At 50.7% G+C, this 23,897-nt stretch carries 21 protein-coding genes; 6 read left to right on the top strand and 15 right to left on the bottom strand.

Annotated features, from left to right (window positions below):
* Positions 1-141: 141 nt before the first annotated feature.
* The 12 genes from C4H11_RS04125 to C4H11_RS04065 all read right to left on the bottom strand — a co-directional run bounded on the left by C4H11_RS04125 (position 142) and on the right by C4H11_RS04065 (position 11,917).
* On the bottom strand, positions 142-1,089 hold the full coding sequence (locus C4H11_RS04125; protein ID WP_106040576.1) for a FecR family protein: 948 nt from the start codon (positions 1,087-1,089) through the stop codon (positions 142-144).
* Between the two features lie 150 nt (positions 1,090-1,239).
* Positions 1,240-1,800, bottom strand: a complete 561-nt coding sequence (locus tag C4H11_RS04120; RefSeq protein ID WP_106040575.1) for an RNA polymerase sigma-70 factor — start codon at positions 1,798-1,800, stop codon at positions 1,240-1,242.
* A gap of 218 nt (positions 1,801-2,018) precedes the next feature.
* A complete protein-coding gene (locus tag C4H11_RS14145; RefSeq protein ID WP_234819872.1) occupies positions 2,019-2,117 on the bottom strand; it encodes a smalltalk protein in 99 nt (32 codons plus the stop codon).
* A 32-nt stretch (positions 2,118-2,149) separates the two neighbouring features.
* Positions 2,150-2,590, bottom strand: coding sequence for an N-acetylmuramoyl-L-alanine amidase (locus C4H11_RS04115; protein WP_106040574.1), 441 nt, complete (start codon positions 2,588-2,590; stop codon positions 2,150-2,152).
* 84 nt (positions 2,591-2,674) lie between these two features.
* Entirely contained in the window at positions 2,675-3,421 is a 747-nt protein-coding gene (locus C4H11_RS04105; RefSeq protein ID WP_205729981.1) for a DUF6266 family protein, read from the bottom strand.
* A gap of 331 nt (positions 3,422-3,752) precedes the next feature.
* Positions 3,753-4,850 (bottom strand): ImmA/IrrE family metallo-endopeptidase, encoded by a 1,098-nt coding sequence (locus C4H11_RS04095; protein ID WP_164996505.1) that lies wholly within the window; start codon positions 4,848-4,850, stop codon positions 3,753-3,755.
* Positions 4,834-5,157 (bottom strand): hypothetical protein, encoded by a 324-nt coding sequence (locus C4H11_RS04090; RefSeq protein WP_106040571.1) that lies wholly within the window; start codon positions 5,155-5,157, stop codon positions 4,834-4,836. The genes C4H11_RS04095 and C4H11_RS04090 overlap by 17 nt, the downstream gene beginning before the upstream one ends.
* A gap of 142 nt (positions 5,158-5,299) precedes the next feature.
* Positions 5,300-7,171, bottom strand: a complete 1,872-nt coding sequence (locus tag C4H11_RS04085; RefSeq protein WP_106040570.1) for a hypothetical protein — start codon at positions 7,169-7,171, stop codon at positions 5,300-5,302.
* A 404-nt stretch (positions 7,172-7,575) separates the two neighbouring features.
* A complete protein-coding gene (locus tag C4H11_RS04080) occupies positions 7,576-8,661 on the bottom strand; it encodes an IS110 family RNA-guided transposase (protein ID WP_106040569.1) in 1,086 nt (361 codons plus the stop codon).
* Positions 8,662-9,110: 449 nt separating this feature from the next.
* Positions 9,111-10,943 carry a DUF3987 domain-containing protein gene (locus tag C4H11_RS04075; protein ID WP_106040568.1) on the bottom strand — a complete coding sequence of 611 codons (1,833 nt, stop codon included), beginning with the start codon at positions 10,941-10,943 and terminating at the stop codon, positions 9,111-9,113.
* Between the two features lie 15 nt (positions 10,944-10,958).
* The gene (locus C4H11_RS04070; RefSeq protein ID WP_106040567.1) at positions 10,959-11,561 is read right to left on the bottom strand and encodes a BT4734/BF3469 family protein; all 603 of its coding nucleotides are present in this window, start codon (positions 11,559-11,561) and stop codon (positions 10,959-10,961) included.
* Positions 11,558-11,917 carry a helix-turn-helix domain-containing protein gene (locus C4H11_RS04065; RefSeq protein WP_106040566.1) on the bottom strand — a complete coding sequence of 120 codons (360 nt, stop codon included), beginning with the start codon at positions 11,915-11,917 and terminating at the stop codon, positions 11,558-11,560. Before C4H11_RS04065 ends, C4H11_RS04070 begins: the two co-directional genes overlap by 4 nt.
* Before the next feature lie 306 nt (positions 11,918-12,223).
* On the opposite strand from C4H11_RS04065, the gene C4H11_RS04060 reads away from it, so the two are divergent.
* The 3 genes from C4H11_RS04060 to C4H11_RS04040 all read left to right on the top strand — a co-directional run bounded on the left by C4H11_RS04060 (position 12,224) and on the right by C4H11_RS04040 (position 16,194).
* Complete coding sequence (locus C4H11_RS04060; protein ID WP_106043114.1) at positions 12,224-13,435, top strand: AAA family ATPase; 1,212 nt, start codon at positions 12,224-12,226, stop codon at positions 13,433-13,435.
* 638 nt (positions 13,436-14,073) lie between these two features.
* Entirely contained in the window at positions 14,074-15,441 is a 1,368-nt protein-coding gene (locus tag C4H11_RS04045; RefSeq protein ID WP_106040563.1) for an MATE family efflux transporter, read from the top strand.
* Between the two features lie 111 nt (positions 15,442-15,552).
* Complete coding sequence (locus C4H11_RS04040; RefSeq protein WP_106040562.1) at positions 15,553-16,194, top strand: cytidylate kinase-like family protein; 642 nt, start codon at positions 15,553-15,555, stop codon at positions 16,192-16,194.
* A gap of 62 nt (positions 16,195-16,256) precedes the next feature.
* Here the strand turns inward: C4H11_RS04040 and aroB are convergent, their stop codons facing one another.
* Positions 16,257-17,318, bottom strand: a complete 1,062-nt coding sequence (aroB, locus tag C4H11_RS04035; protein WP_106040561.1) for a 3-dehydroquinate synthase — start codon at positions 17,316-17,318, stop codon at positions 16,257-16,259.
* A 277-nt stretch (positions 17,319-17,595) separates the two neighbouring features.
* Between aroB and C4H11_RS04030 the strand changes: the two genes are divergently transcribed.
* From C4H11_RS04030 to cls, 3 genes are all read left to right on the top strand, one after another.
* Positions 17,596-18,009: a hypothetical protein gene (locus C4H11_RS04030; protein WP_106043112.1), complete on the top strand. Its 414-nt coding sequence runs from the start codon at positions 17,596-17,598 to the stop codon at positions 18,007-18,009.
* Between the two features lie 106 nt (positions 18,010-18,115).
* Positions 18,116-21,016, top strand: coding sequence for a TonB-dependent receptor (locus C4H11_RS04025; RefSeq protein ID WP_106040560.1), 2,901 nt, complete (start codon positions 18,116-18,118; stop codon positions 21,014-21,016).
* Between the two features lie 90 nt (positions 21,017-21,106).
* Complete coding sequence (gene cls / locus C4H11_RS04020; RefSeq protein ID WP_106040559.1) at positions 21,107-22,546, top strand: cardiolipin synthase; 1,440 nt, start codon at positions 21,107-21,109, stop codon at positions 22,544-22,546.
* A 22-nt stretch (positions 22,547-22,568) separates the two neighbouring features.
* Here the strand turns inward: cls and C4H11_RS04015 are convergent, their stop codons facing one another.
* On the bottom strand, positions 22,569-23,108 hold the full coding sequence (locus C4H11_RS04015; RefSeq protein WP_106040558.1) for an RsmD family RNA methyltransferase: 540 nt from the start codon (positions 23,106-23,108) through the stop codon (positions 22,569-22,571).
* A complete protein-coding gene (locus C4H11_RS04010; RefSeq protein WP_106040557.1) occupies positions 23,099-23,878 on the bottom strand; it encodes a DUF3822 family protein in 780 nt (259 codons plus the stop codon). The genes C4H11_RS04015 and C4H11_RS04010 overlap by 10 nt, the downstream gene beginning before the upstream one ends.
* Positions 23,879-23,897 lie beyond the last annotated feature (19 nt).

The raw sequence follows: 23,897 nt of genomic DNA, 5'->3' as shown, positions 1-23,897 counted from the left end.
TTGCAAATGAGTTATTGATACGATTGATTAAAAAATTGTATTAGTCCGGGCCGGCGGATGGGGCAAACATCCGCCGGCTTTTGTTTTTCAACGGTATTGTTCCATAGGCTGTTCTCTTGTTTTTTAAGGTTAATAGATTCTTTACTTTATATAAATGACATCATTCTCTTTATCCCTGCGATAGCTGAAAGACACATCGTTCTGCAGCACGCGCAGCGCGTAGTCCGGGCCGTCGGATATGCGGAACTTGCCTGTCAGCGCCACCCCGGCCACGGCGGGGTTGTCCATCTGTATCTTCAGGTCATAATACCGTTCCAGATCTCTCATGATTTCGGCAAAAGGCTTGTTCTTGAAGCAATACAACCCCTCTTTCCATCGGTACACATTGTAGTCTTCTATCCGGCTCACCACCAGCTTCCCCCCCCTCAATGTAGTCTTGTAATGAGGTGAAAGGACCACGGAAGCTTTCGCGTTCAGGGGAGACTTCACCCTTACCTTCCCCTCCATCAGAGACGTCTCAAACACCTTCCGCTTCGAATAGGCCTCCACGTTGAATTTCGTGCCCAGCACCTCCACATCCATCACAGGGGTATGCACCACAAACGGACTCTTCTCATGGCGCGTCACTTCAAAGTAAGCCTCTCCGTCCAGCACCACTTCGCGCTTCCCCTTCATGAAGGCGGTGGGATACTGCATGCGGGTGCCGGCATTCAGCCACACGTTCGAACCGTCGGGCAAGTCCAGGTTCACGCGCTGGCCGGGCGGCACGGTGATGGTCTGCATCTCCCTGTTCACTTCATCGCTCTCTTTCCCTATTGAAAACAAGGCAGCCGTCACACTCACCGTTATCGCTACCACAGAGGCTATTTTCAGAAATTCGCCGATAAAGCGGCTCCGCCTCTTACGCATCGTTTTCCACATACCGCTCCATTGCGGTCCGCCGACGAGAATCATGGCGTTAAACAACTTGCGCTCGCGCAAGAACTGCTTGCGGTTCTCGTCAGAAGCCTCGGCCCATTCCTCAACCCGCCTCATTTCTTCCACAGAGGCGCAGCCTTCGAAAAAACGGTATAATATATCCTTATCCATACATACTTCCTGTTTTGCGTATCTATAGTAATAGCGGATGAGAAAGAAACTTCCCTAACGGAAAAGGCGTTTTTTTAGGACTTGAGTTTAAATTTTGCTCCTCAGACAAGCCGTCTTGAAAAACTTTCTAAGGAAAAAAGAAAACGGCGATCAGTGAAGATGTAGAAAAAGCAGAGCGGCGGGCAGATAATCTTTCAAGGCAAGACGCAACACCTTGGTGGCTTTCGATATATGAAACTCCACCCCTTTGGTGCTTATTCCCAGCGATTCGGCTATTTCTTTGTGAGATTTGTTCTCATAACGGCTCATGACAAAAATGCGCCGTGTCTGTTCGGGCAACGCTGACAGCGCTTTGTCCACTATCTCCTGTATCTCATGGGTGAAAATCTCGTCGGGCTCAAAATCTTCCAGCGACAGGATGCGGCTCGACAGCTCCCAGGCATGCAGGCGGGATATCTCGTCCGAAACCTCTTGCTGAAGCCGCCGGTGACGCAGGTAGTCTATACATTTATGCTTAATGGCGGTCAGCACGTAGGCCGCGATGTTGGTGTCGGCGGCAAGGCGTCCCTTGTTCTCCCAGTAATACATCATGGACTCGATGACAATGTCTTCGGCTACGGCTTCATCGTGCACGTAGGTGACGACAAAGTGGACAAAGCGTTGCCGGTATTCCTCGAAGAATTGATTGAAATCACTCAGATTAAAGGTCATCGTTCTATTAATATAGTATTAAAACACCAGGAAAAGATGCTACAAATATACACTTTTACTTTTAAAAGAAACAAGCGGAGGCGGTAATTCAATCCCGCTGAAGAAGCTGAACGGCCCTAAAACCCCCGTGAGGAGGCCGCTCGGGCAAAAGAAAGAAGGCTTCCGCGCCCCTTGGCGGCAAAAGAATGCCGCGGGCGGAAAGCCTTCCGTTCAAAGCCTTAGTTCAAAGGCATGGCCTGAACGCCCAGCACACCCGCAACGGTGGTGATCACGGTGACCAGTATCTTCAGGATGTTTTTCCAAGTTTCTCTGCTCATTTTCATGATGTTTCAATGTTTTTGTTGAAAAGCTATAATTCTTTGCTCACCTCGAAGCAAGGGCAACGTTTCACCCACTCGCGGGGTTCCACCGTACCGCTGCCGTCGAGGTCGGGACTGAGGTCGCGATGTCCGCACACGCGGGCCTGGTGGAAGCGGCACAGCAACTGCGACACAAGCAGGCGCAGGGCGGCACGCTGTATGGGCGTGCGGGTGTCCTTGGCACGGCCTTGCCTGTCCAGACCGCCTTCGTAGCAGATGCCTATCGAGTATTTATTGAAACCCTTGACGTGCGCTCCCGGAAGCTCGATGGGGCGGGTGCGCGCCACAGTGCCGTCGCGGCGGATGTAGTAGTGATAGCCGATGTCCTTGAAGCCGCGCCGCAAATGGTCGCGCCGGAGGTCGTCCACCTCGTAGGGGCAGTCTTCGCGGGTGCCGCTGCAATGCACCACAATGTAATTTATCTTTCGCATAATCAATCTGTTTTGGTGAGTTCTTGCGAGTTTCAGGGCCTGTGGCTGACAAGCCCTGAAACAGATCTGTTCGTTCGCTATGCGTCAGCCCAGCGGGTTCGGGGTCTGACCGCCTTCGCCGCCCGAAGCGCCGGCACCCGAACCTCCGCCCGGAGCGGCCGGCACACCGCCGCCTGCCGGTGCGGAGCCGCCGCCCTCGTAGGCATCGTTGCGCAGGCAGATGCTGTTGCTCATCCGTTTGCCGTCTTCGCTTCCGAAGGCCAGATAGACGGCCAGCGCGTCGCCCGTCCAGTCGCCGGGAAGTTCCTGCACGGCTTTGCCGGTGGCGCGGGTGGTGGCAGAAAGGGTATAGACGGCCACCCCCTTTTTCTTGTTGTAGATAAGGGGCATGGCCAAGTCAGTGCCCAGCGCGTCGCCCATGCCGCTGTTGTCCTTCCAGGTGAAGGTCACCTTGCCTTCGGCCACCGAGGCGGCGGGGTTGAAGGCGGGCATCAGGGTGCCGCGGGCCACCAGCGCGCGCTCGTAATCCACCTTCAGGTCGGGCGCTTCGCCCGTGATGGCATGGCGAAGCAGGTAAGACATGGCCGCATTGAAAGCCGTGCGGTTTTGCGTCATTGTCCGGTAGCTTTGGCGCAGATAGGGCGTGATGGCCGTAAGAAAGTTCATGCAGACGGCAAACTTGCCGCGCTGCTTCTGTTGTTTCGGGGTACGTGGATTGCTCACGTTGATGGCCAGCGCACGCATATAGCTTACGTCTTTCCAAGTGCTGCCAATCACGGTACCCACTCTTCCGCTGAATCCTCCGAGGATTCCTCTTCTGATTTCTCCCATAATCGTAAAGTTTTAGGGATGAGAGCAAGGCGATGTGCCGTGCCCGAAAGCCGGAGAAGCGAGTGACTCGCCCTGCGTGATTCTGCAGCATCACACAGCGGGAAAAAGGTGTATTCCTTTCCGGCTGAGACAAAGGTAAGACAAATGGCGGGACAAAAAACCAAAAGCGTGTTTTTTGCCTGCCGTTGCGCTGTTTTGCGCTGCAACTCCCCCCCGGCCCTTATTGCCGGATTGCCGGATTGCCACTTTGCCGTTTCTGCCTCCGGCAAGGGGGGGGAGTGCTTTTTCTGATAATCGGGCTTTATGTCTGCACTTCTATGTCTTGACAGGCCTAACCGATTCTTCTACTTTCATCCGAATGGAACTTGTACATTCCGGTCTCGTAGGATATTCTGCCTAATACTATCCACTTGTTCAGACCTTTCTTTATGGCCCATTGGGTATATTTGTGCTGGATCGTCACCGGATTTACCCTAACCCGGGGAGCATTTTTCCATTCCTCGTCAGGTATGAGGGCATTGGCGGCAAACGCATTGGCTTCTTTTTCTTCTGTACTCTCATTGTCATAATCGGGAATGCTGAGTTTGCAGTCGCGTCTCGATCTGTCAAGATAATGCAAGAATAGATGTCCCACCTCATGCATTAGTGCAAAAGCGAAGTTGTCTATGCGGTCGTACCTCTTTGTTAATATAATATAAGGCGTACCGTCTTCTATATAGGAATAGCCGTCTACAGAAGCCTTGTCCACCTTTTTCTCTATGCAGAAAGCTATTCCCCGGGCAGATAATATCTCTTTGATGGTATTCTCTGTATGGCGGTTGTCATGCAAGGCTCTTGCCAGAGCGCTTACTACGGCTTCTTTATCATCCTTGTTGAATGGTCGGGCTACCTTTTGTTCCTTGGCTTTTGATTCTGCCAACAACTTCCATGTCATCAACATTCGGGCGTCTTGACCTGTTTTTGCCGATTTCCTGAACATGCCTGATGTTTCCAACTTCAGTTCGGCAGGTTGCGGCAGACATAGGTTCTCGGCAATATACTTTATTTGTTGTACGGCTGTGGTCAATCCCTTGTCAATACGCTTGAATAATGTCTTGACGTCAAAAATCTCATTATAAAGGCTTAAGGCATTTTGCGCTTCCAATTCCTCGACGCCTCTCCGCTCTATAACCTTCATGTCATGCTCATACTGAGTCTGCATGTTGACCAATGATACGGCAGAGATACCGAGAACTTCCTCTATCTTGTCTGCCATAGGTTTCGTCATGGGCCTTTTGCCTTTTATCAGCTCGTTCAGGTGCGACTTTTGCATGCCAATCATGACCGCAAAGTCCTTTTGGGAGATGTCTCTGTCTTCCAATTCATACCCCAGAATGGTACCCGGATGGGTTACCGTCCAAGGAGTATTGCTTTCATTTCTTGTTGCCATAGTGGTCATCATTTAATTCGATTAACGTTATTTCCAGTCCTGTCTCTGTTTCCCGGAACAGCAGCCGCTCGACTCTATTGTTGAATATCCGCACAGAACTTAAGGATATATGTCTCAGTTGCTCGTAGTGAAGGAAACTGTAGTCCCTCAATTTTGAGGTGTGCTCCACGGAACACATCAGGTTGTAGATATCAGTCAATTTCTTCACAAATTTCTTGTCACGGGCAATTCTTTTATATTTTCCTGCATTCACTCCGGTTAGTATGAGCTCACGCAGGTCGTCGTCTGAAAAATCTACTTTAATCATGCGTTTAGCATTTTATTCGGTTCAAAGTTAACAATAAATTCCCATTAAAAGGGAATAATTTTGTGAAATCTACATTAAAAACCTATTGTTTTTGATAAATTAACACATATCCGTGGGCTTATTAGACTATACTTGTCCGATGTTATAACCCAATATCTCGGAATCGGTTCTCCCGCTTCCTCAACATCTCGTCCGTATATCCCAGGATGAGCGGTAGCGCGCAGCCGTCCACGCACCGCGGGTTGGCCCATACCAATTGGCACAACTGCGCCGGCAGATGCTCCTCTTCGTAGGGCGAAAGGGGTTGCAGGCCGCCGTCGGCGTCGAACTGATAGAAAGCGGCCTCCAGCGGAGCGGGGCCGTACGCCGCATGTCCGGCCCGGGCATCGTGACAGAAAAGGTGATGAAGGCCGTCGGAAAGCGTCACGCACGTGCCCGCGGCGGGCATCCCCGACGAGGTGTCGTTGTCGTAGCAGCGGGGGACGTCGCCTGCCGTACGCCGCACCGACACCAGCAACGCCGGTAATTTGGCGGCATGCTCCTTCAGCGTGTCGTCAAGCAGGCTCAGCATGTCCCGGGGGAGGTCGTGATGGAAGTACACCACCAGCCGGCGGGGCGGCGCTCCGTCGTGGTCGTTGGCAAAGCTGCGGCAGGCGGCATGCAGGCGTCCTCCGAAGAGGAAAGCGAAACGATGTTCCGTCCCGCAAACGCTGAAGCGGCAATAGCGGGCGGGCGCATCGTAGAAGGCGGCGGCAAAAGACAGCTCGACGCCCCGGGCGCCGGAGGTGCAGGAGATGCCCGCCACGAGGTCGCTGTCTTGCGAAACGTAGTGCGCGGGCATCCACGGCAAGCCGCCCATCCGTAGCGACAGGCGGGAAAGCAGTGTGGGCATGAAGCGCTCCAGCGCGGCGCTGCCCACGGCATGGAGCGGCACCGGCCCCACGAAGTGCGCGCCGCCCGCTTCCACCAGCCGCCTGACGCTGCCGACCGCCCCCTGTTCTGTGACCGACGGCGCCTTGCCGGCCGACGGCACCAGCAGGCAGTACACCTTGCTCTTGGCGTCGCCCTCGGTTTCGGGGTGGAGGCAGAGCAGCCGCAGCAGCTGTTCGGTGCTTCCTTCGCCCGGCTCGTATTCCAGCCAGTGGGCTTCGTCGCCCGTCCATATCACGGGCAGCAGCGCCTGTTGCGACACGAACATCCGGAAGAGCCGGCGGGCGGCGTGACGCTCTCCCTCGGGATGGAGCATCACGAGCGTGTGGAAGGTGGCTTCCGGCGGGCGGTACGCGCCGTGGCGCGCCAGCCCCTCGCGAGGCACCTGCCCCTCACCGCCTTCGCCGAAGAGCATCGTGCGATGGGCGTCGTCTATCTTGAGGATGCGTCCCACTGGCACTTCGCACAGCGAGAGCCGCAGCTTGAGGGGGCACCCCTCCGCTTCGCCTCCGCCGGGAAAACAACGGCGTATCAATCCTTCCACCTCGTGCGCCACATTGGCGGACGTAATCCTTGCGCCTGCCGCGGGGCGGGCGATTTCGGCCGGCAACCCCAGCCGGAGGGCCATCTTCTCCGTCAGCACGGCGTAAATACTGTCGAGCCGTGCTATCTGCGCCCGTTTCAGCACGTGCGGCGACAGCACCTCCCGGTCTGCCGCCACCAGCGCCGGCTCGGCTCCCAGCAGTCTCAGCTCCGAGAGGGGACGCCCCATGAACACGCTTACGGGCGGCGGCAGCGTCACCTTTACGTCGCGGCCGTCTCCACCGTATCTGTAGGGGACGGGCGAGGGAGGCAGCGGGCTGAAGGCCACGCGGCGATAGACCATCACCCCGGGGCAGGGCGAAGCGTCTTCTTCGGCCAGCCACACCTCCACCGTTTCGGGCGAAGGCCGGTGGCAGAGCGGGGCGTGTCCGTCCGAAGGCGGATGGGCAAGCGCCAGCGTCTTTATCCATTCGCACAGTTTCCCGGCTTCGGCTTTCCGTTCCTTGTCATCCGGAAAAGCTTTCAATATAAGTTCTTTCATCTATTTTCTTTCCATTTAAAATCCAAACAAAGTTGGATAATTCATTAATAATTAACTTTAGTTTCATATCTTTTTGTCAGGATGTTAAGAGGAAGTAGGCTCTGCTGAGGAGCAACCTACCAGCAATAAGCATCCTAACGGTACGCAGTAATGCTACTTTGGGAGGCGGTTACACGCCTCTCTTTTTGTATTACTGATATCGTCTGATATGGCTAAGAAAACCTAACCATAATCCTATGGTAAAACAAACTTTCCACAGCAGACACCACACAAGGGGCTGCAAGTTCCTTTATCAGTCAAACCATTAATGAGGATTACAAACTTTTTTAAGCGGACTTCAAAGCCGCAAAGTAATGATAGTATTTTCCTCAAAAGAAAGTTGTTTTACCTTATAGGATTCTGTATCATTTGACAACACACGGTATATATTCCTTTTCATGTTTGAGTACATAATATATTCTGTTTACAAGCCGTCTGGCAATCTTTATGATTGACTTCTGGGGATTCATACGTTTACGGTATTCCGTATAGGCTACAGTCATTGCAGGATCCTTACGGATTGCAATCCATGCAGCTTCCACCAACAGGCAGCGGAGCATGAAATGGCGACGTACCGTTATATCTCCTGTGCCGTTACTCTCACCACTCGAATGGCACATGGGTACCAGACCGATGAAGGAAGCCAGATGGTCCTCATTCCTGAAACGGACTATACCGTCAAGTTCAACCATCAGGGTAGCAGCTGTAGTAACGCCTATTCCGGGAACAGAAGTCAGAAGACGTATCGGCCTCTCAAAAGGTGCGTTACGTGATATCTCACGGATGGCACGTGTTTCCTGAAGAAGCATCTTACGCAAACGCACGAACTGCTCCAAGTGCAGTTCCAAAGTCTTCTTGCCATACTCTGTTGAGAGTTCGAGAGAATGAAGCCAAGTCAGGAAACGTTTTGACCAACATCCTATCGAGCATCGGGTAAACTCTTCGGGTATATCCACTCCATGAAAACGAAGCAATGACTTGATGCGGTTCTTCGCACGGGTGCTGTCTTTTACAATCAGGTTTCTCATCCTTATCAAAGAGCGCATTTCCAGGACATCCGCCTTGGGAACGTATATTCCTACCAGCGAACCGGAACGTAATTCACGAGCCAGCTTGTTACAATCCACGGCATCCGTCTTACGAAGTTTTTCCTTACTCATGGTCGGAACGTCGGCTGGATTGACCACGATGTTGGTTATTCCTAAATCCATCAGTTTCTCGTGTATCCAAAAGCCGCAGAATCCGGCTTCATACACAGAGAAGTAATTGGCGCCCGGATAATTGCTGACAAGATACTTGTGCAATGCTTCCGGTTCCGGAATTTGGCTGAATCGCTTCAGAACACTATGCTCTGATAAAATTGCAACCGACCAACTCTTCAGGTGGACATCAATTCCTACATAAATATTTTGACCACTGAAATCTAATGTGTTACTTTGTACACGTTTCATAAGCTATATCGTTATGAGTTAATATTGTTGTTATCACTTACAAAGTTAACTATAATGGTATAGCTTTTTTAGGGCTATATTATGTTATCCGTCACTTCCGATTTTAAACATAGGAACTTTTTTTTTATTGCACCCCGCATAAGCCACGGGCCGTTGCGGGGTGCAAATGTACATATTTTTGGCATATCGGCTTCCTGTCAAGCCCGTTTCAAGTCCGTTTCAACTCTGTTTCAAGTCCGTTTCAAGCTCGTTTCAAGCCCGTTTCAAGTCCGTTTCAAGTCCGTTTCAAGTCCGTTTTAACTCCGTTTCAGCTCTGTATCAGCCTCCTGTCGGCTCCGTATCTAAGTGAGCGGAGGTTATGCGGAGGTTATACGGAGTTGATACGGAGTTGATACGGAGCCTGTACGGAGGTTATACGGAGCCGATGCGGACCTGATGCGGAGCGGGCCTTACTCCGGACCCTCTGCCGGCGGCTTGCGATACGAGTCGTAGGCGGGCTTCAGCAGCCGGCCGTTGTTGCAAAGCTCGATGAGGTAGCGGTCGGCGGTGCGCACGGGCACGTTCTGCTCGGCGGCCTTCTGTTGCCACTGCGCGCGGTCGAAGGCATCGGGCATGGCGTTGAGCAAAGCGTTGCGCCGGCACTCGCGGTGGCTTGTCCCCGCAGGCGCCGGGGCGGCGTCGGGCCGTGGCGCTTCGGCCTTCAGCGAGGCGAAGGCCAGCGCGGTGTGCCGCATCAGCACGGGCATCATCAGGAGCATGGCTCGAAAGTCGTCGTCGCCGCAGAGCAGCGTGGCGGGCAGGGGAGTGTCGCCCTCGTAGTCCATCAGGCGCAAGACGGAAAGCGTCATGCAGATGCGGTAGGCCGACAATCCGAGCCGGCGCACGGATGGCAGCAGCTCCACGCCGAAGCGCCGCATGCCTTGCTCCTGAAGTTCGGCGAAGAACCGGTTGAAGTCGGTCTGCTGCCGGCGCGTCAGCGCAAAGCGCATGGGCTCGGAGCAGGAGAGGCGGCGGTAGAACTGGAAGAAGCGTCCTCCCAGACGGATGAACCGGTTGTCCAGCGTATCGTTTTCGTCGCCGGCAAAGACATCGTTCCATGCCGGCCGCAGGGGCAGCGTGTAGAAGAGGAACCGGGAGAAGAGGCCGTTCTCGGCGTCGGGAATCAGCGCGCTTATCTGTCCGGGCGTGCCGCTGAGCAAGACGGACAGGCGGGGCATGGCAATCTCCACGTATTCGCGGTCTTTCCGGCGGTTGTAGGTGATGGGCTCGTGGTGGAAGGCCTTGCGCAGGCCGTCGCTGTAGTTGCCGTGCTCGCTGCGGAAGGTGGTGGCCAGCGTGTCGCCCTCGGTCTCGAACATCAGGGCCCGGCCGTCATTGTCGTTCAGCGTCTGGAAGAGGGCCGTGGCGGTGCTGTTGGCCGGGATGAAGAGCATCCTGACGGGCGGTTGCTGCGGCTCTTCGCCCTGGCTGTCTTTCCGCCGCTTGTCGTAGAGCGCCTTCCGGCTGCGATACTCTTCCCACTCCTTGCGGTTGCGCATGCGCAGGTCGGCGTGCACCACGTCGGCCAGATGGCGGCACAGGGTGAGCCTGCCCTTGCCCGCCGAGGCCTGCGCGCTGATGAACAGGAAGAGGTTGGGAAACACCTGCCGCTGCCCGTAAAGTCCCCACACCTGCGTCAGGCAGGAAGAGAGCACGGTGAGTGCCCCCAGCAGCAGGATGTCGGTGTCTTCGGGCGAGAGGCCGTAGGAACAGACGTCGGTGAGCAGGCGCGGCAGCGAGGCGTACACCTCGTCGGGGAAAGACGGAAGCGGCTCCGGCCTGCCGGCCTCCTGCCCGCGGGCGGGGTGCTCTCTCTCCTCGCGGCCTGGGGCGCAGGGAGCCGGCGAGCCGGAAGAGGGGCGGGAGGGGGGAGCGGGAAAATCAGCACCGTCCTTTCTTGGCAAAGTGGCAATACGGCAATCCACGCCCGCCTGCCGTGCCAGGTGAAAGAAGGTGGCCGGCGTGATGCCATGCCCCCGGCTTTGCAGGCAGGCGGTGTACTGCTTGTCGGCTTCGGCAGGCTTATAGCCGGAGTAGAAGCGGCTCAGGCGGTGAAAGTAGGCGCGGCCTTCTTCGCCCAGCCCGCAGGCCAAGGCGAAGCCCAGGTCGCGCCAGTCGTTGTAGGCGGGAGCTATGTCCGCGCCCATGGTCTCGATGCGTGCGGTGACAATCTCCACCTGCGCGCGCAAATCGGCGGCGGCACTTTGCCGCCATCCGTTCGGGTTGAATTTTTGTGTAGTCATGTTTCCTTTCAGTTTTCAATAAGAGAATTCGATGGGTCCGCCGTCTTCCCTGAGCGCCACGTCGGGATCCCAGGGCAGGTAGCAAGCGCGTGTCACGTCGCGTCCCGAAGGGTCGGGGGCGATGTCGTAGGTGTGCTGCACGTAGCAGGCCAGGGCGTCGAACCATTCGGCATGGTCGGCCAGGGAGGTGTCTATGGGCACCACCCACTTCAGGCCGTCGCCTCCGGGGCTGCGGAAAATCAAGGCGAAGTCCACTTCCTTGTCGTTGAGCAGGACATAGCGCAGGCCATATACCCCTTCCGGGGTTCCCCGGCTGTGCCATTGGTCCACGTGGTCGAAGTCGAAGCACAGCAGGCCGCTGTGCTCCACCAGGGCGTCGCTGCGGCGCCGGCTGAAGATGCCGCTGAAGGTGGCGTAGTCGAAGTGCGCCGCCTTGAAGCGTTGCACCTCTTGGCGGCTCACCTCGCCCGCCTTCTGCCTGCGGCACAGCCGTCGCAGCTCTTCGGTGGCTTCGCGGTAATAGTCGCCCCTGACGGCGTTGTAGATTTGCCGTAACCTCACGGTGGCGTGCGGCACCACGTTGCTGATGGGCGCGCGGAAAAAGCTGAAGCGGTTCATCGTCCGCCTCCTTCCTTTTTTTTGTGTCGTGACGAGGTGCTCTCGTCGCCTCCTCGTTGCGCCGAGAGGCGGAACATGACGTAGTTGTCGCGCAGCAGGCGGTCTATCTCGTCTATGCGGTAATAGTACTTCTTGCCCAGGGTGGTGTAGCCTATGGTGCCGTTGCTGCGCAGCGTCTGCAGGGTGCGCGGGCTGATGTGCAGGGCTTCCATCACGTCTGTTCCGTCCACCCATCCGCGCGCCACCTCCGGGCGGGGTTCTACGTCGGCCCTCTCGAGCAGGCGGGCCAGTGCCGTCAGCTGCGTGTGCAGCTGCTCCATCTTCTCCGATAGTAACAGTTTTTTTTCGTTTTCCATCTTTTTTATGTTTTAAAGTTCGGAGCAAAGAAAAGGGGAGTAGGGGCGACGAGGAGCCGACGAGCGTTCTCGTCAACCTTTATTCTTGTTTTTGTGTGGGTGCATATGCAGGCCTTTTCTCATTACGGAGCAATCTTTTCACCATTGTACTCAAACAAATAGTATCAATATACTCAGTTATTATTCAGAATTGGCAAAATCGGTGTGATTAAGAGTGAATAACACAAATTTCGTTCTTTTCTTTCTTGTTTTTTAAGGGAAAAGTTGTATATTTGCATGAAATCTACAAATATATGGGTTAAATACATGATTCTTGAATTTTGTGTAAGCAACTATCTGTCGATAAAGGAAGAACTTAAACTTTCTTTTGTCTCGACACCGCTCAAAGAGTCCTGCTCTGAGCCGAATGACCTTTTTCCCCTTGAAGACACAGGCATATCGCTTGTAAGGGGTGCTGTCATTTACGGTGCTAATGCGTCGGGAAAATCCAACGTGCTGAAGGGCTTTGATTTTTACAAACGGTTTATCACCGATTCATTCCGGAACAGCCAGGTGGGAGAATCTATCGGCATTGAGAATTTCAGGCTAAATGCGTCAAGCGTAAAAGAGCCCACTGCCTTTGAAGCCACATTTACCGATGGTAAATTTATCTACAGATATGGTTTTGAAGCTGACAACCATACTGTTCATGAGGAGTGGCTTTATAAAAGAGCATGTAAGAAGCGTGCCAAGGATGTCGAGCTGTTCTATCGCGAAGCGGATGGAACGACAGTTCATCCTAAGAGTCGGTTGATGCAGGAACTGGTGAATAAGAAAATGATCCGCAGCAATGCGCTGCTGCTCTCAACGGCTGCCCAGTTCAATGAACCGACGGCAGTCGGCATCCTCGGTTGGCTAAATGACACGCTCGTTGTCTTCTGCTCTGAAGATGACAAGCTGTGGAATAATGCCATCAAGCGCCTTGATGATGAAGCTCTGCGCAATCGTATCATTTCATTTGCCAAATATGCAGACCTTGGCATAGAGAACATATCAAAGATTGATAACCGCATTGTCAGCGATCACCGTCAGTATGATGATGAAGGCCGTGAAGTAAACAGCGTCACATTCGCTTTCAACCAAAATGAGTCAGAAGGTACTATCAAGTACTTTTCACTGGCATATCCCATTATTGACGCTCTCGATAATGGCAAACGAATTGTCATTGATGAACTTGACTCCAAGCTTCATCCGCTGCTTGTCAAAAAGATCGTTACCCTATTCAACGATGCCAAGACGAACCCAAAGGGTGCGCAGCTCCTGTTTACCGCTCACGATACTTTCCTGCTGAGTGCCGGTCTGTTCAGAAGAGACCAGGTTTGGTTCACACAGAAGGACAACTTCGGTGCAACGGAACTATTCTCATTGGCTGAATACAAGGTGCGCAGCACATCGCCGTTTGAGAGGGACTATTTGCTTGGAAAATACGGGGCAACCCCCATCTTTGGTGACATAGAGAAAATCTTTAATCCTGCTTGATATGACTAAATATACACTGGTGCCATTCATCGCAGCCAATACAAGGACATGCTTACCGGGCTGACAGGAGTGCCTTACAGCAAGAGTGAGGGATATGGTGCAGTCATGTACAATTTGCTTTTGTCTCGTCAGCAGCATGCCATACACAATGCAGAGACAGTACTTGCGGAAATCTCACATGGCAATCCTGCTGAAGAGGAGTCCTCCACAACGGTTCACAAACTGGTTATGGAACTCAACAAATACTTATAGCCATAGAAAGTTATCTTCCAAAATCTGAATATAAAACCCGTCGATTTGCAAAATTTCAGCAAATCTGCGGTTTTTCTTTGCAAATATCAGAAGTAAACAGTTTTGTAATTTTGTGTAGTCATGTTTCTTTTCCGTTATCAATAAGAGAATTCGATGGGTTCGCCTTTTGCCTGCGGCACAGCCGGCGCAGCTCTTCGGTGGCTTCGTGGTAATAGTCGCCCCTTTGTAAGAAAAAAGAAAAGCTGATTGTCCTGATTTTTTTTCCTGCGTGAGTAGGCTTCTCATTCCCGTTTCATCGTTCTATGTCTTAATGACGGACAGATTGCTTGTACGCTTTTGAGAATTTGAGTACCTTTGTTCCCTGAAAAAACAGAAACGGGTATAGTATGGCAGGACAAAGAACACCCACAGCGCTGGGCACGCAGAGTATAGGCAGGTTATTGTTGCAATATGCCGTTCCGGCAATCATAGCCATGACGGCCTCTTCCTTATATAATATGGTTGACAGCATCTTCATAGGCCATGGAGTGGGAACGATGGCCATTTCGGGACTGGCGCTGACTTTTCCGCTGATGAATCTTTCGGCTGCCTTCGGTTCGCTGGTAGGTGTGGGAGCTTCCACACTGATTTCCGTCAGGTTGGGACAGAAAGATTATGATACGGCTCAACGCGTGTTGGGCAATGTCTTTGTGCTGAACATTCTGTTGGGCGTGGTCTTTATGGCAGTGATGCTGGCGTTTCTCGAACCTGTTCTTTATTTCTTCGGCGGAAGCGACCGGACGGTGGACTATGCAAAAGAATACATGCAAATCATTCTCCTGGGCAATATTGTCACCCACCTGTATCTTGGCCTGAATGCCGTGTTGCGCTCTTCGGGGCATCCGCAAAAGGCGATGTATGCCACCGTGGGCACGGTAATAATCAACACCGTTTTAGACCCTCTTTTCATATACGGCTTCGGTTGGGGAATACGCGGGGCGGCCATCGCTACTGTCTTGGCGCAGCTCTTGGCGTTGGCTTGGCAATTCAAGCTGTTCGGCAATAAGGATGAACTGTTGCACTTCCACCGCGGCATCTTCCGGCTGAAACGTAAGATTGTTTTCGACTCGCTGTCCATCGGCATGTCTCCTTTCCTGATGAATCTGGCGGCTTGTTTCATCGTGATTCTCATCAATCAAGGGCTGAAAAAGCACGGTGGAGACTTGGCTATCGGTGCCTACGGCATCGTGAACCGATTGGTGTTTATCGTCGTGATGATTGTGATGGGGTTGAACCAAGGCATGCAGCCCATTGCCGGATATAATTTCGGCGCAAGGCTCTATCCCCGCGTCACGAAAGTGTTGAAGCTGACCATTATCTACGCCACGGGAGTGACCTCTTTCGGCTTTTGGGTGGGCATGTTGATGCCCGACGTGGTGGTGAGCATCTTCACTTCCGATGCCCAACTGATAGAGATGTCGTCCCGCGGATTGCGGATTGTCGTCATGTTCTTTCCCGTAATCGGTTTTCAGATGGTGACTTCCAATTTTTTCCAGAGCATAGGGATGGCGGGCAAGGCCATCTTTCTTTCCCTTACCCGCCAGCTGTTGATTCTGCTTCCCTGCCTGTTGGTGCTGCCCCAGTTTTGGGGAGTGGAGGGTGTGTGGTACAGCATGCCGGTTTCCGACCTGCTTGCAAGCTTGATAGCATTGGTGATGCTGGTGATGCAGTTTCGCAAATTCAAGGTTGCTGCGGCGGGAGTGCCATTAGAATAGCAAGAAAAATAGTAAAAAAAGAATGGAAGAGCATTTGCTTCTTCATTATCAGGAGTATATTCCGTGATTTTTCCTATATTTGTTATCCGCAAGTGCGATAGACGATATATTATGGATAAAAAGTTTGTAGTAAACATCGGCCGCCAGCTTGGTAGCGGCGGACATGAAGTGGGCGAGAAACTGGCGTCCCGCTTGGGCATCGGTTTTTATGACAAGGAACTGATAAGTCTGGCTTCGGAAGAAAGCGGCTTTTGCAGCGAATTCTTCGAGAAGGCCGACGAAAAAGCATCGCAAGGCGTGTTTGGAGGCTTGTTAGGAATGCGTTTCCCTTTTATCAATGACGGAGCTGTTCCTGTTACGAGTTGTTTGAGTAACGATGCGCTTTTCAAAATTCAGAGTGATGTGATAAGAAAACTGGCTTCGAAAGGCTCGTGTCTGTTCGTCGGGCGTTGTGCCGACTATATCTTGCGCGAGCATCCCCGTTGTGTCAATATCTTTGTTTTCTCTACTCCGGAAGAGCGTATTGCCCGTATTTGCAGTCTGCGTTCTATTTCGAGAACAGAGGCAGAGGAGCTGATGGAGAAAGCTGATAAGAGGCGTGCCGGTTACTATAATTTTTACAGCAACAAGACGTGGGGGGCTGCCTCTACCTATCATCTTTGCATCGACTCGTCCGTGTTGGGCATTGATGCCACGGTGGAGTTTCTGGAAGAGTTTGTAAAGGGGAGGCTGCTTCGGGGGGTGACGCCTTGAAGCAAGCTTCCGCTTTTGTGGCTTTCTTCGGCATTTGTCACTCATCTGCCTTTCCGGTAGTTTTACACTCCCATACATTCTCTATAGAAATCGAACATCTCGAAGATGGTTTCCTTGTCTGCTGTCTGGTTGAGGCAAATGTCGCCTATATCTTTCAATAAAGTGAAGTTGATTACGCCGGCCATATTCTTCTTATCGTGCTTCATCAGTTCGTACAGGCGGTCATATTGTTTGCAGTCGAAGTAAAAACCTCCATAGTTCTCTTTGATAAAGCGGATGGTTTGATACATGCTTTCTTTGGGAAATCCTACCTTTATATGAGAAAGGTATAACTCGCAGACAATGCCCCATGCGACGGCATAACCGTGCAATACGGGACGATGCTCCGCAAGGGAAAGGCTCTCGAAGGCATGGCCTACGGTATGTCCCAGATTCAAGGCTTTCCGGATGCCATGCTCCAAAGGATCCTCTTCCACAATGCGTTCTTTTACTTCCACGGAACGTCCCACCATTTGCTTCAACACCGTATAGTCAATGTTTTCGGTATCAAAAGCCAGCAATTCTGTCCAATGCTTCGGAGTACTGATGAGGCCATGCTTCAACATCTCGGCATAGCCGGAGAAGAAGTTGTGAGCGTCAAGGCTACGGAGGAATTCGGTTTCTATGAGTACGCAGGCAGCGGGTGCAAATACACCGATTTCATTCTTCAGACCGTTGAAGTTGATGCCGGTCTTGCCTCCTACCGATGCGTCGACCATGGCGAGCAAGGTGGTGGGGATGTTGATATAGGCAATGCCTCGTTTAAAGGTTGAAGCGGCAAAACCACCAAGGTCGGTCACCATGCCTCCGCCCAGATTGATAAGTAGAGAGTGTCGGTCGGCCCCTTTCTCGCTCAAGGCCTGCCATACCGAAGCCAATGTTTCCAGATTCTTATGTATGTCTTCTGCTCCGATAACGATTTCTTCAGCTTCTTTCACTGCCGGGATGTGCGTTAATTGCGGCAGGCAGAGGCGATGGGTGTGTTGGTCGGTGAGGATGAAGATCTTGTTGTGGGGGCATCTTTCAATGGCACGTGTCAGGCTGTCGGCCAGTCTTTCGCAAAGAATTACTTCTTGTTTATTCATGAGAAGATTTGTGATTTGTTGATTTATTGCAGGGCAAAGATAGTCCTTTCGGCAATAAATATTACCTTTGTGTTGTGAAAAAAGAAGCTGTTTGGACTTTCCCGGTCTTCTTGCGAAGTCTTTTCTGAATGTGCGTGGCTTTCTGGGTAAGCAAATGAAGCATGTCGAGGAGGATAAGAGCAGGAAGACGCACCGTCTTAGGAACTCTTCAAAAAGAGTGATAAAAAAGAGGGAGGCTTAAACAGATTGAATTATGAACTTTAAAACCGAATATCTGATGAGAGCTTTACTTCCTGTATATTGCCGCCCGTTGGGCTATTTCATAATTGCCTTGTCGTTGTTCCTTCCTTTCTTGCTGCTGATGTGGGGAAAAATGACGGACGCCAATCTGTTGTTCTATAAAGAGTGTTCCAAACTCTTGATGATGATGGGGGCGCTGATGATTATTTTTGCACTGACAAAGAACGAAAACAGTGAAACGGAGAGATTGCGCAACAAGGCTACTCGCAACGCGATTTTCCTGACGGTTTTGTATCTCTTTGGCGGCATGCTTTACCGTGTGGCTCAAGGTGATTTGCTCTCTGTAGATTCTTCTTCTTTCCTCATTTTTCTTATTTTGAATGTACTTTGTTTGGAATTTGGAATTAAAAAAGCAACGATTGACAGATTGTTTAAGCGGAACGGACAATAAATAAATAAAAATGTCATGCGGGGCATTAAACCTTTTGCCCATGAGTTTGTCAAATGATGCAGTGAATAAAATATGTTCCATTAAGAAATAGACAAAGAATAAACGCATGAAGAAATTTATCATTGGGACGGTGTTATGCCTGTTGGCAGTATTGTCTGCATTCTCACAAACAAAAAACATTACAGTCACAGGGCGGGTTATGGAAGACGCGAAAGAGCCTGCCATACAGGCCACCGTACAGTTGCTTTCGTTGCCTGACAGTACCCAAACGGCGGGTGTGGCAAGTTCGGCGCAGGGTTATTTCACGCTCCCTAAAGTGAAAGCCGGTAAATATGTACTGAAAGTTTCCTACATCGGGTTTAAAACGAAATATCTTCCGCTGCAACTCTCCGAATCCACGCCCGACAGGAATGTGGGTACACTGACATTAGAGACGGATGCCGTGATGCTGTCCGAAGCTGTGGTTACGGCAGAAGCTGCTCAGGTGCAGGTGGTGGGAGACACCCTTGCATTCAATTCCTCTGCTTATCGTACTCCGGAAGGCGCCATGCTGGAGGAATTAGTAAAGAAATTGCCCGGCGCCGAAGTCGATGATGAAGGTACGGTAAAGATAAACGGCAAAGAGATAAAGAAGATAATGGTAGATGGGAAGGAATTCTTCGGTGGAGATGTGAAAACCGGTCTGAAGAATCTGCCCGTAGATATGGTGGAGAAACTCAAGACGTATGACAAGAAATCCGACTTGGCCCGTATCACCGGCATTGATGATGGAGAGGAGGAAACTGTGCTCGATTTGACAGTGAAGAAGGGTATGAATCAGGGAATCTTTGGAAATCTGGACTTGTCCGCTGGCACGAAAGACCGGTATCTGGGACGTGCCATGCTGAATTATTTCCGCGAAAACACGCAGGTATCTGTGATTGCCGGAGCCAATAATGTGAATGATCAAGGTTTCTCGGGCGGTGGCGGAGGACCGCGTTGGCGACGTAATAACGGATTGACGGCCACGAAAGAGTTGGGGGTGAATTTTGCTACGGAAACGGATAAGATAGAATTGGGTGGCAGTGCACGCTATAACTTCAGAGACAATGACCTTAACAGCATTGGGAGTATGGAAAACTTCCTGACAAGCGGTAACTCTTATTCGAATTCCAACAGCCGGCAGCGCAACAGAAATCAAGATTTCAATGCCGATTTCCGTCTGGAATGGAAGCCGGATACAATGACAAATATCATCTTCCGTCCCGATTTCTCTTATAGCAAATCGGACGGCTATTCCAACTCCAAATCAGCCACGTTCAATGTAGATCCTTATTTGGTGGTGGTTGATCCGAATAATTATCTGGCCGATGCCCGTCAGATGAAGAAACTGTTTGGCGACAGCTTGGTGAACCTTAGTGATAATCTTTCTTTGAACAATGGCAATAACCTGTCGGGCAATGCTACTCTTCAACTGAACCGCAAACTTAATTCGCATGGTCGGAACATCACTTTTCGAGGACGATTTGGATACAGTGACTCCGAAAGCGACCAGTATTCTTATTCCAATATCTATTATCGGACGAAGGATAATGCTTTGTTGATGCGTTATATCACCGTTCCTACCAAGAGTTATAATTACAGCGCGCAACTCACCTATAGCGAACCTTTGGCACGAACCACTTTCTTACAATTCAGCTATCAGTTTCAATATAGGTATAATAAGAGTGATAAATCGACCTATGATTTGGATAGAGCGTTAGGAGAGAACCCGGCCTTTGATGAAATCATCAATCAGATAACCCGGCCTCTTGGCTTCAACGGTGCGGATGACAAACTGAATGCCGAGCAAAGCAAATTTGCCGAATATCGCTATTATAACCATGATGCCATGGCGGCCTTACGCTTTATCCGCCCTAAGTATCAGCTCAGTGCCGGACTTTCTTTCCAACCGCAACACACCAATTTGTCTTACGAAAAAGGAAAAGTCAAAATAGATACGGCACGTAATGTGTTTAATTTTGCACCGAACATTGATTTGCGTGTCCGTTTCTCCCAAACGAGTCAATTGCGTCTGTTCTATCGCGGCCGAAGCAGGCAGCCCGGCATGGAGAACTTGCTTGACGTGACTGACGACTCCAATCCGCTGAACATCCGCAAGGGTAATCCGGGACTGAAGCCCTCGTTTACTCATGAAATGCGTATGTTCTATAATACATATAATGCTGAGAAGCAGCGCGGCATCATGTCGCATGTGCTGTTTAATGCTACTCAAAACAGCATCAGTAACAGCCGTGTATATAATCCAAATACCGGCGGGTGGACAACGACACCCAAAAACATCAACGGTAATTGGAATGCTTTTGGCATAATAGGGTTCAATACGGCTCTGCCTAACAAGAAATATACTATCAATTCTTTTTCGAACCTTAGCTATGCCAACAACGTGGGGTATTTGACGGATACGCATTCGAAGGTGGAACAGAAGAATACTACGACCAATCTTAACTTTGGCGAACGTCTGAACGGTTCGTATCGCAATGATTGGCTTGAGTTGGGCCTGAGCGGGAGTTTCAACTACTCGGCAGAAAAAGATAAGTTGACACCTGCCAATAATCAGAACCCTTACACATTCTCTTATGGTGCCAACACCACTGTCAACTTACCTTGGCAGATGAGCCTCTCCACGAATATTTCCAATCAGAGCCGTCGTGGCTATACGGATACAAGTATGAATCGCAACGAGTTGATATGGAATGCTCAGCTGGCGCAAACATTCTTGAAAGGGGCAGCTACTATCAGTTTCGAAATGTATGATATACTGAAACAGCAAAGCAATATCAGCCGTTCGCTGACAGCCGGCGGTCGTTCGGTATATTCTTATAATGGCGTAAACAGCTATTGTATGGTTCATTTTATCTATCGGCTGAACATTTTCGGCGGTAAGGCTGCTCGCGAGAAAATGGAGAACAGGCATGACTTTGGAGGTCCCGGACACCGGGGATTTGGTGGACGTCGTCCTTTCTGATACCGGCATCTGTATGTTAATCTCTTCAATCTGTGGTGAAAGTTGCGCTATTTTATCTACATTTGCTTTATGCTAAACGAAGTATGGATTATGTTCGATTGGAACTTTATTTTCGGCCGGATTGCCGGAGTAGCGTTTGATATTGTCTATTTCGGTGCCATTATCGGAACGATTGGCGTCATCATTCTCGACAATCGCAACCCGGTGAAGACAATGGCGTGGATATTGGTTCTGATCTTTCTCCCCGTTGTAGGATTGGTGCTCTACTTCTTTTTTGGACGCAGCCAGCGTCGTGTACGTATCATCGGTAAGAAAAGTTACAGCAGGTTGTTGAAGAAACCGATGGCTGAATATCTGGCACAGGAATCATGTGTGCTTCCCCAAAAATACAGTCGCCTGATATCCATGTTCCGAAATACGAATCAATCTTTCCCTTTCGATGGCAATCGGGTAGAAATTTATACCTTGGGCCCTTCAATGCTGCAATCTTTATTGCGCGAGTTGCAGAAAGCGGCGCAACACATTCATATTGAATTCTATATCTTCGAGGATGATGCCATAGGACGTTTGGTGCGTGATGTCCTGATTGAGAAAGCCCGTGCAGGGGTCGAAGTGCGTGTCATTTACGATGATGTGGGATGTTGGCATGTCCCCAACCGCTTTTTTGAACAGATGCGTGAGTCGGGCATCGAAGTACGTAGCTTCCTCAAGGTACGTTTTCCTCTTTTCACCAATAAAGTGAATTATCGTAACCATCGGAAGATAGTGGTGATTGACGGCCGCATAGGCTTTGTGGGCGGTATGAATTTGGCCGAACGCTATATGCGTGGATATTCGTGGGGCATATGGCGCGACACGCATTTGTTGCTGGAGGGTAAGGCTGTGCATGGGCTGCAAACAGCATTCCTGCTCGATTGGTATTTCGTGGACCGTACTCTGGTCACTTCTGCCCGCTATTTCCCAAAAATAGAGAATTGTGGAACTTCATTGGCGCAGATTGTGACGAGTGAACCGATAGGGCCGTGGAAGGAAATCATGCAGGGGCTGGTTACGGCTATTTCCGGAGCGCAGAAATACTTCTATATACAAACTCCTTATTTCCTGCCTACCGAGACGGTGATGATTGCCTTGCAGACAGCGGCTTTAGCCGGAGTGGACGTACGACTGATGTTGCCTATGAAGGCGGACAATCGGCTGACGCATTTAGGCTCCTGCTCTTATTTGGCTGATGTATTGGATGCGGGTGTCAAGGTGTATTTCTATAAAAAGGGATTTCTGCATTCCAAACTGATGGTGTCGGACGATGAGTTGTCCACTGTGGGTTCTACCAATATTGATTTCCGCAGTTTTGAACATAATTTTGAAGTAAATGCCTTTATCTATGATGAGGAAACGGCCCTTCAGATGCGTGAGATTTTCTTGCAGGACCAGCGTGACTGTGTGCAGGTGTTCCTGAAGAACTGGGTGAAACGTCCTTGGTATCAGAAGACGGCAGAAAGTGTGGTGAGGCTGATGGCACCTCTGCTTTGAGCTTTTCAGTTTGGACAGACCTTTATGCGAAGAAAGAGAAGTTCACACTGCCATATGTTCTTTTTTCCACAAAGTGCGGATGTTCCTCGAAGCCATTCTGTTTCCCATGTTCAAGGACGAACAGCCCGTTTTCTTTCAATAAATCATTGTCGAAAATAAGGCCGGGCAAGGTTTCTATACCGGCAAGTTCGTATGGAGGATCGGCAAAGATAAAGTCAAACTGTTGTCGGCAATTTCTGATGTACTTGAACGCGTCGCTGTGCAGAGGCAGGCATTTGTCGGTCTTTACTTCTTGCATTATTTTGCGGATGAACATATAGTGGTCGCGATCTTTCTCTACGCTGATTACCGGGTTGCATCCTCTGGACACTAACTCGATGCTGATACTTCCGGTACCGGCAAAGAGGTCGAGAGCACAGATTTCATCATCTTCAAAGTCAAAATACTTGCAGGATAGCACATTGAACAGGTTCTCTTTAGCAAAATCCGTTGTTGGGCGTGCTTTGAAAGAACGAGGAACGTCAAAACGTCTTCTTTTATATATTCCGCTGATTACTCGCATGAGGTGATGGCTTGTAGGTCAAGATTTGTGGCAGGATTCATGATGAATACCTGTCGGATGAATTTTCGCAGTTCGGGCAATAGTTGTTCTTTGTCGTGCAAGTTGCCGGTGAGGTGCAGTTCGTCTCGTTCCTGCTCCAATCCGAATTGTCTCCATACGTATAGAAGATAGTAAATGCGGTCGGGCGTTGTTTTGCATTCAAAAGTGTTGGCTAACAATAAACGGCCCCGCTCGTAGGCAAACAGTTCTATACTTTCTTTTTGCAGATGTGCATATATTTTCCGGCTGTTGCCTAAACGGCTCTTGACAGAGAAGAACTCGATGAGGGGGCTGGCTTGGGAATAGAACTTGACATTGGAATATTGTTCTCGGAGGAAAGAGCAGATACTTTTATCTGTGGCAAAGAGCACAACAACGTTGTTCTTATGCAATATATTGTATTGCACGATTTCATTTTCTTGTTTGGGATGATTGTGATAGAAGATGATTTCAGCCTGTTCGTCTTCGAAAAACTCTAACGGGATGAAGGTAAAGCGTTTGCTCGCGATGAGTGCATTGACTTGGCGGAATGGACGGCTCAGCCATTCTGTCTCACGGAAAGCTTGTTTTAGGTTGGCAGTGAGAGAAATTGATTCGTCCACTTTACGGTCAAAGACACTGAGTTCACCGTTCCCCAGAGGGTTGAACACTGAAAAAGAAAATCCATCCGTACTGAGACGGATGGATAACGTATATTGTTCTGACTTATTAAAATCAATCGTTTCTATCATACGTATGTCGGAATGGAGA

The sequence above is a fragment of the Bacteroides zoogleoformans genome (assembly GCF_002998435.1).
Lineage (GTDB): Bacteria > Bacteroidota > Bacteroidia > Bacteroidales > Bacteroidaceae > Bacteroides > Bacteroides zoogleoformans.
This window is presented reverse-complemented; position numbering and strand designations above follow the sequence as displayed.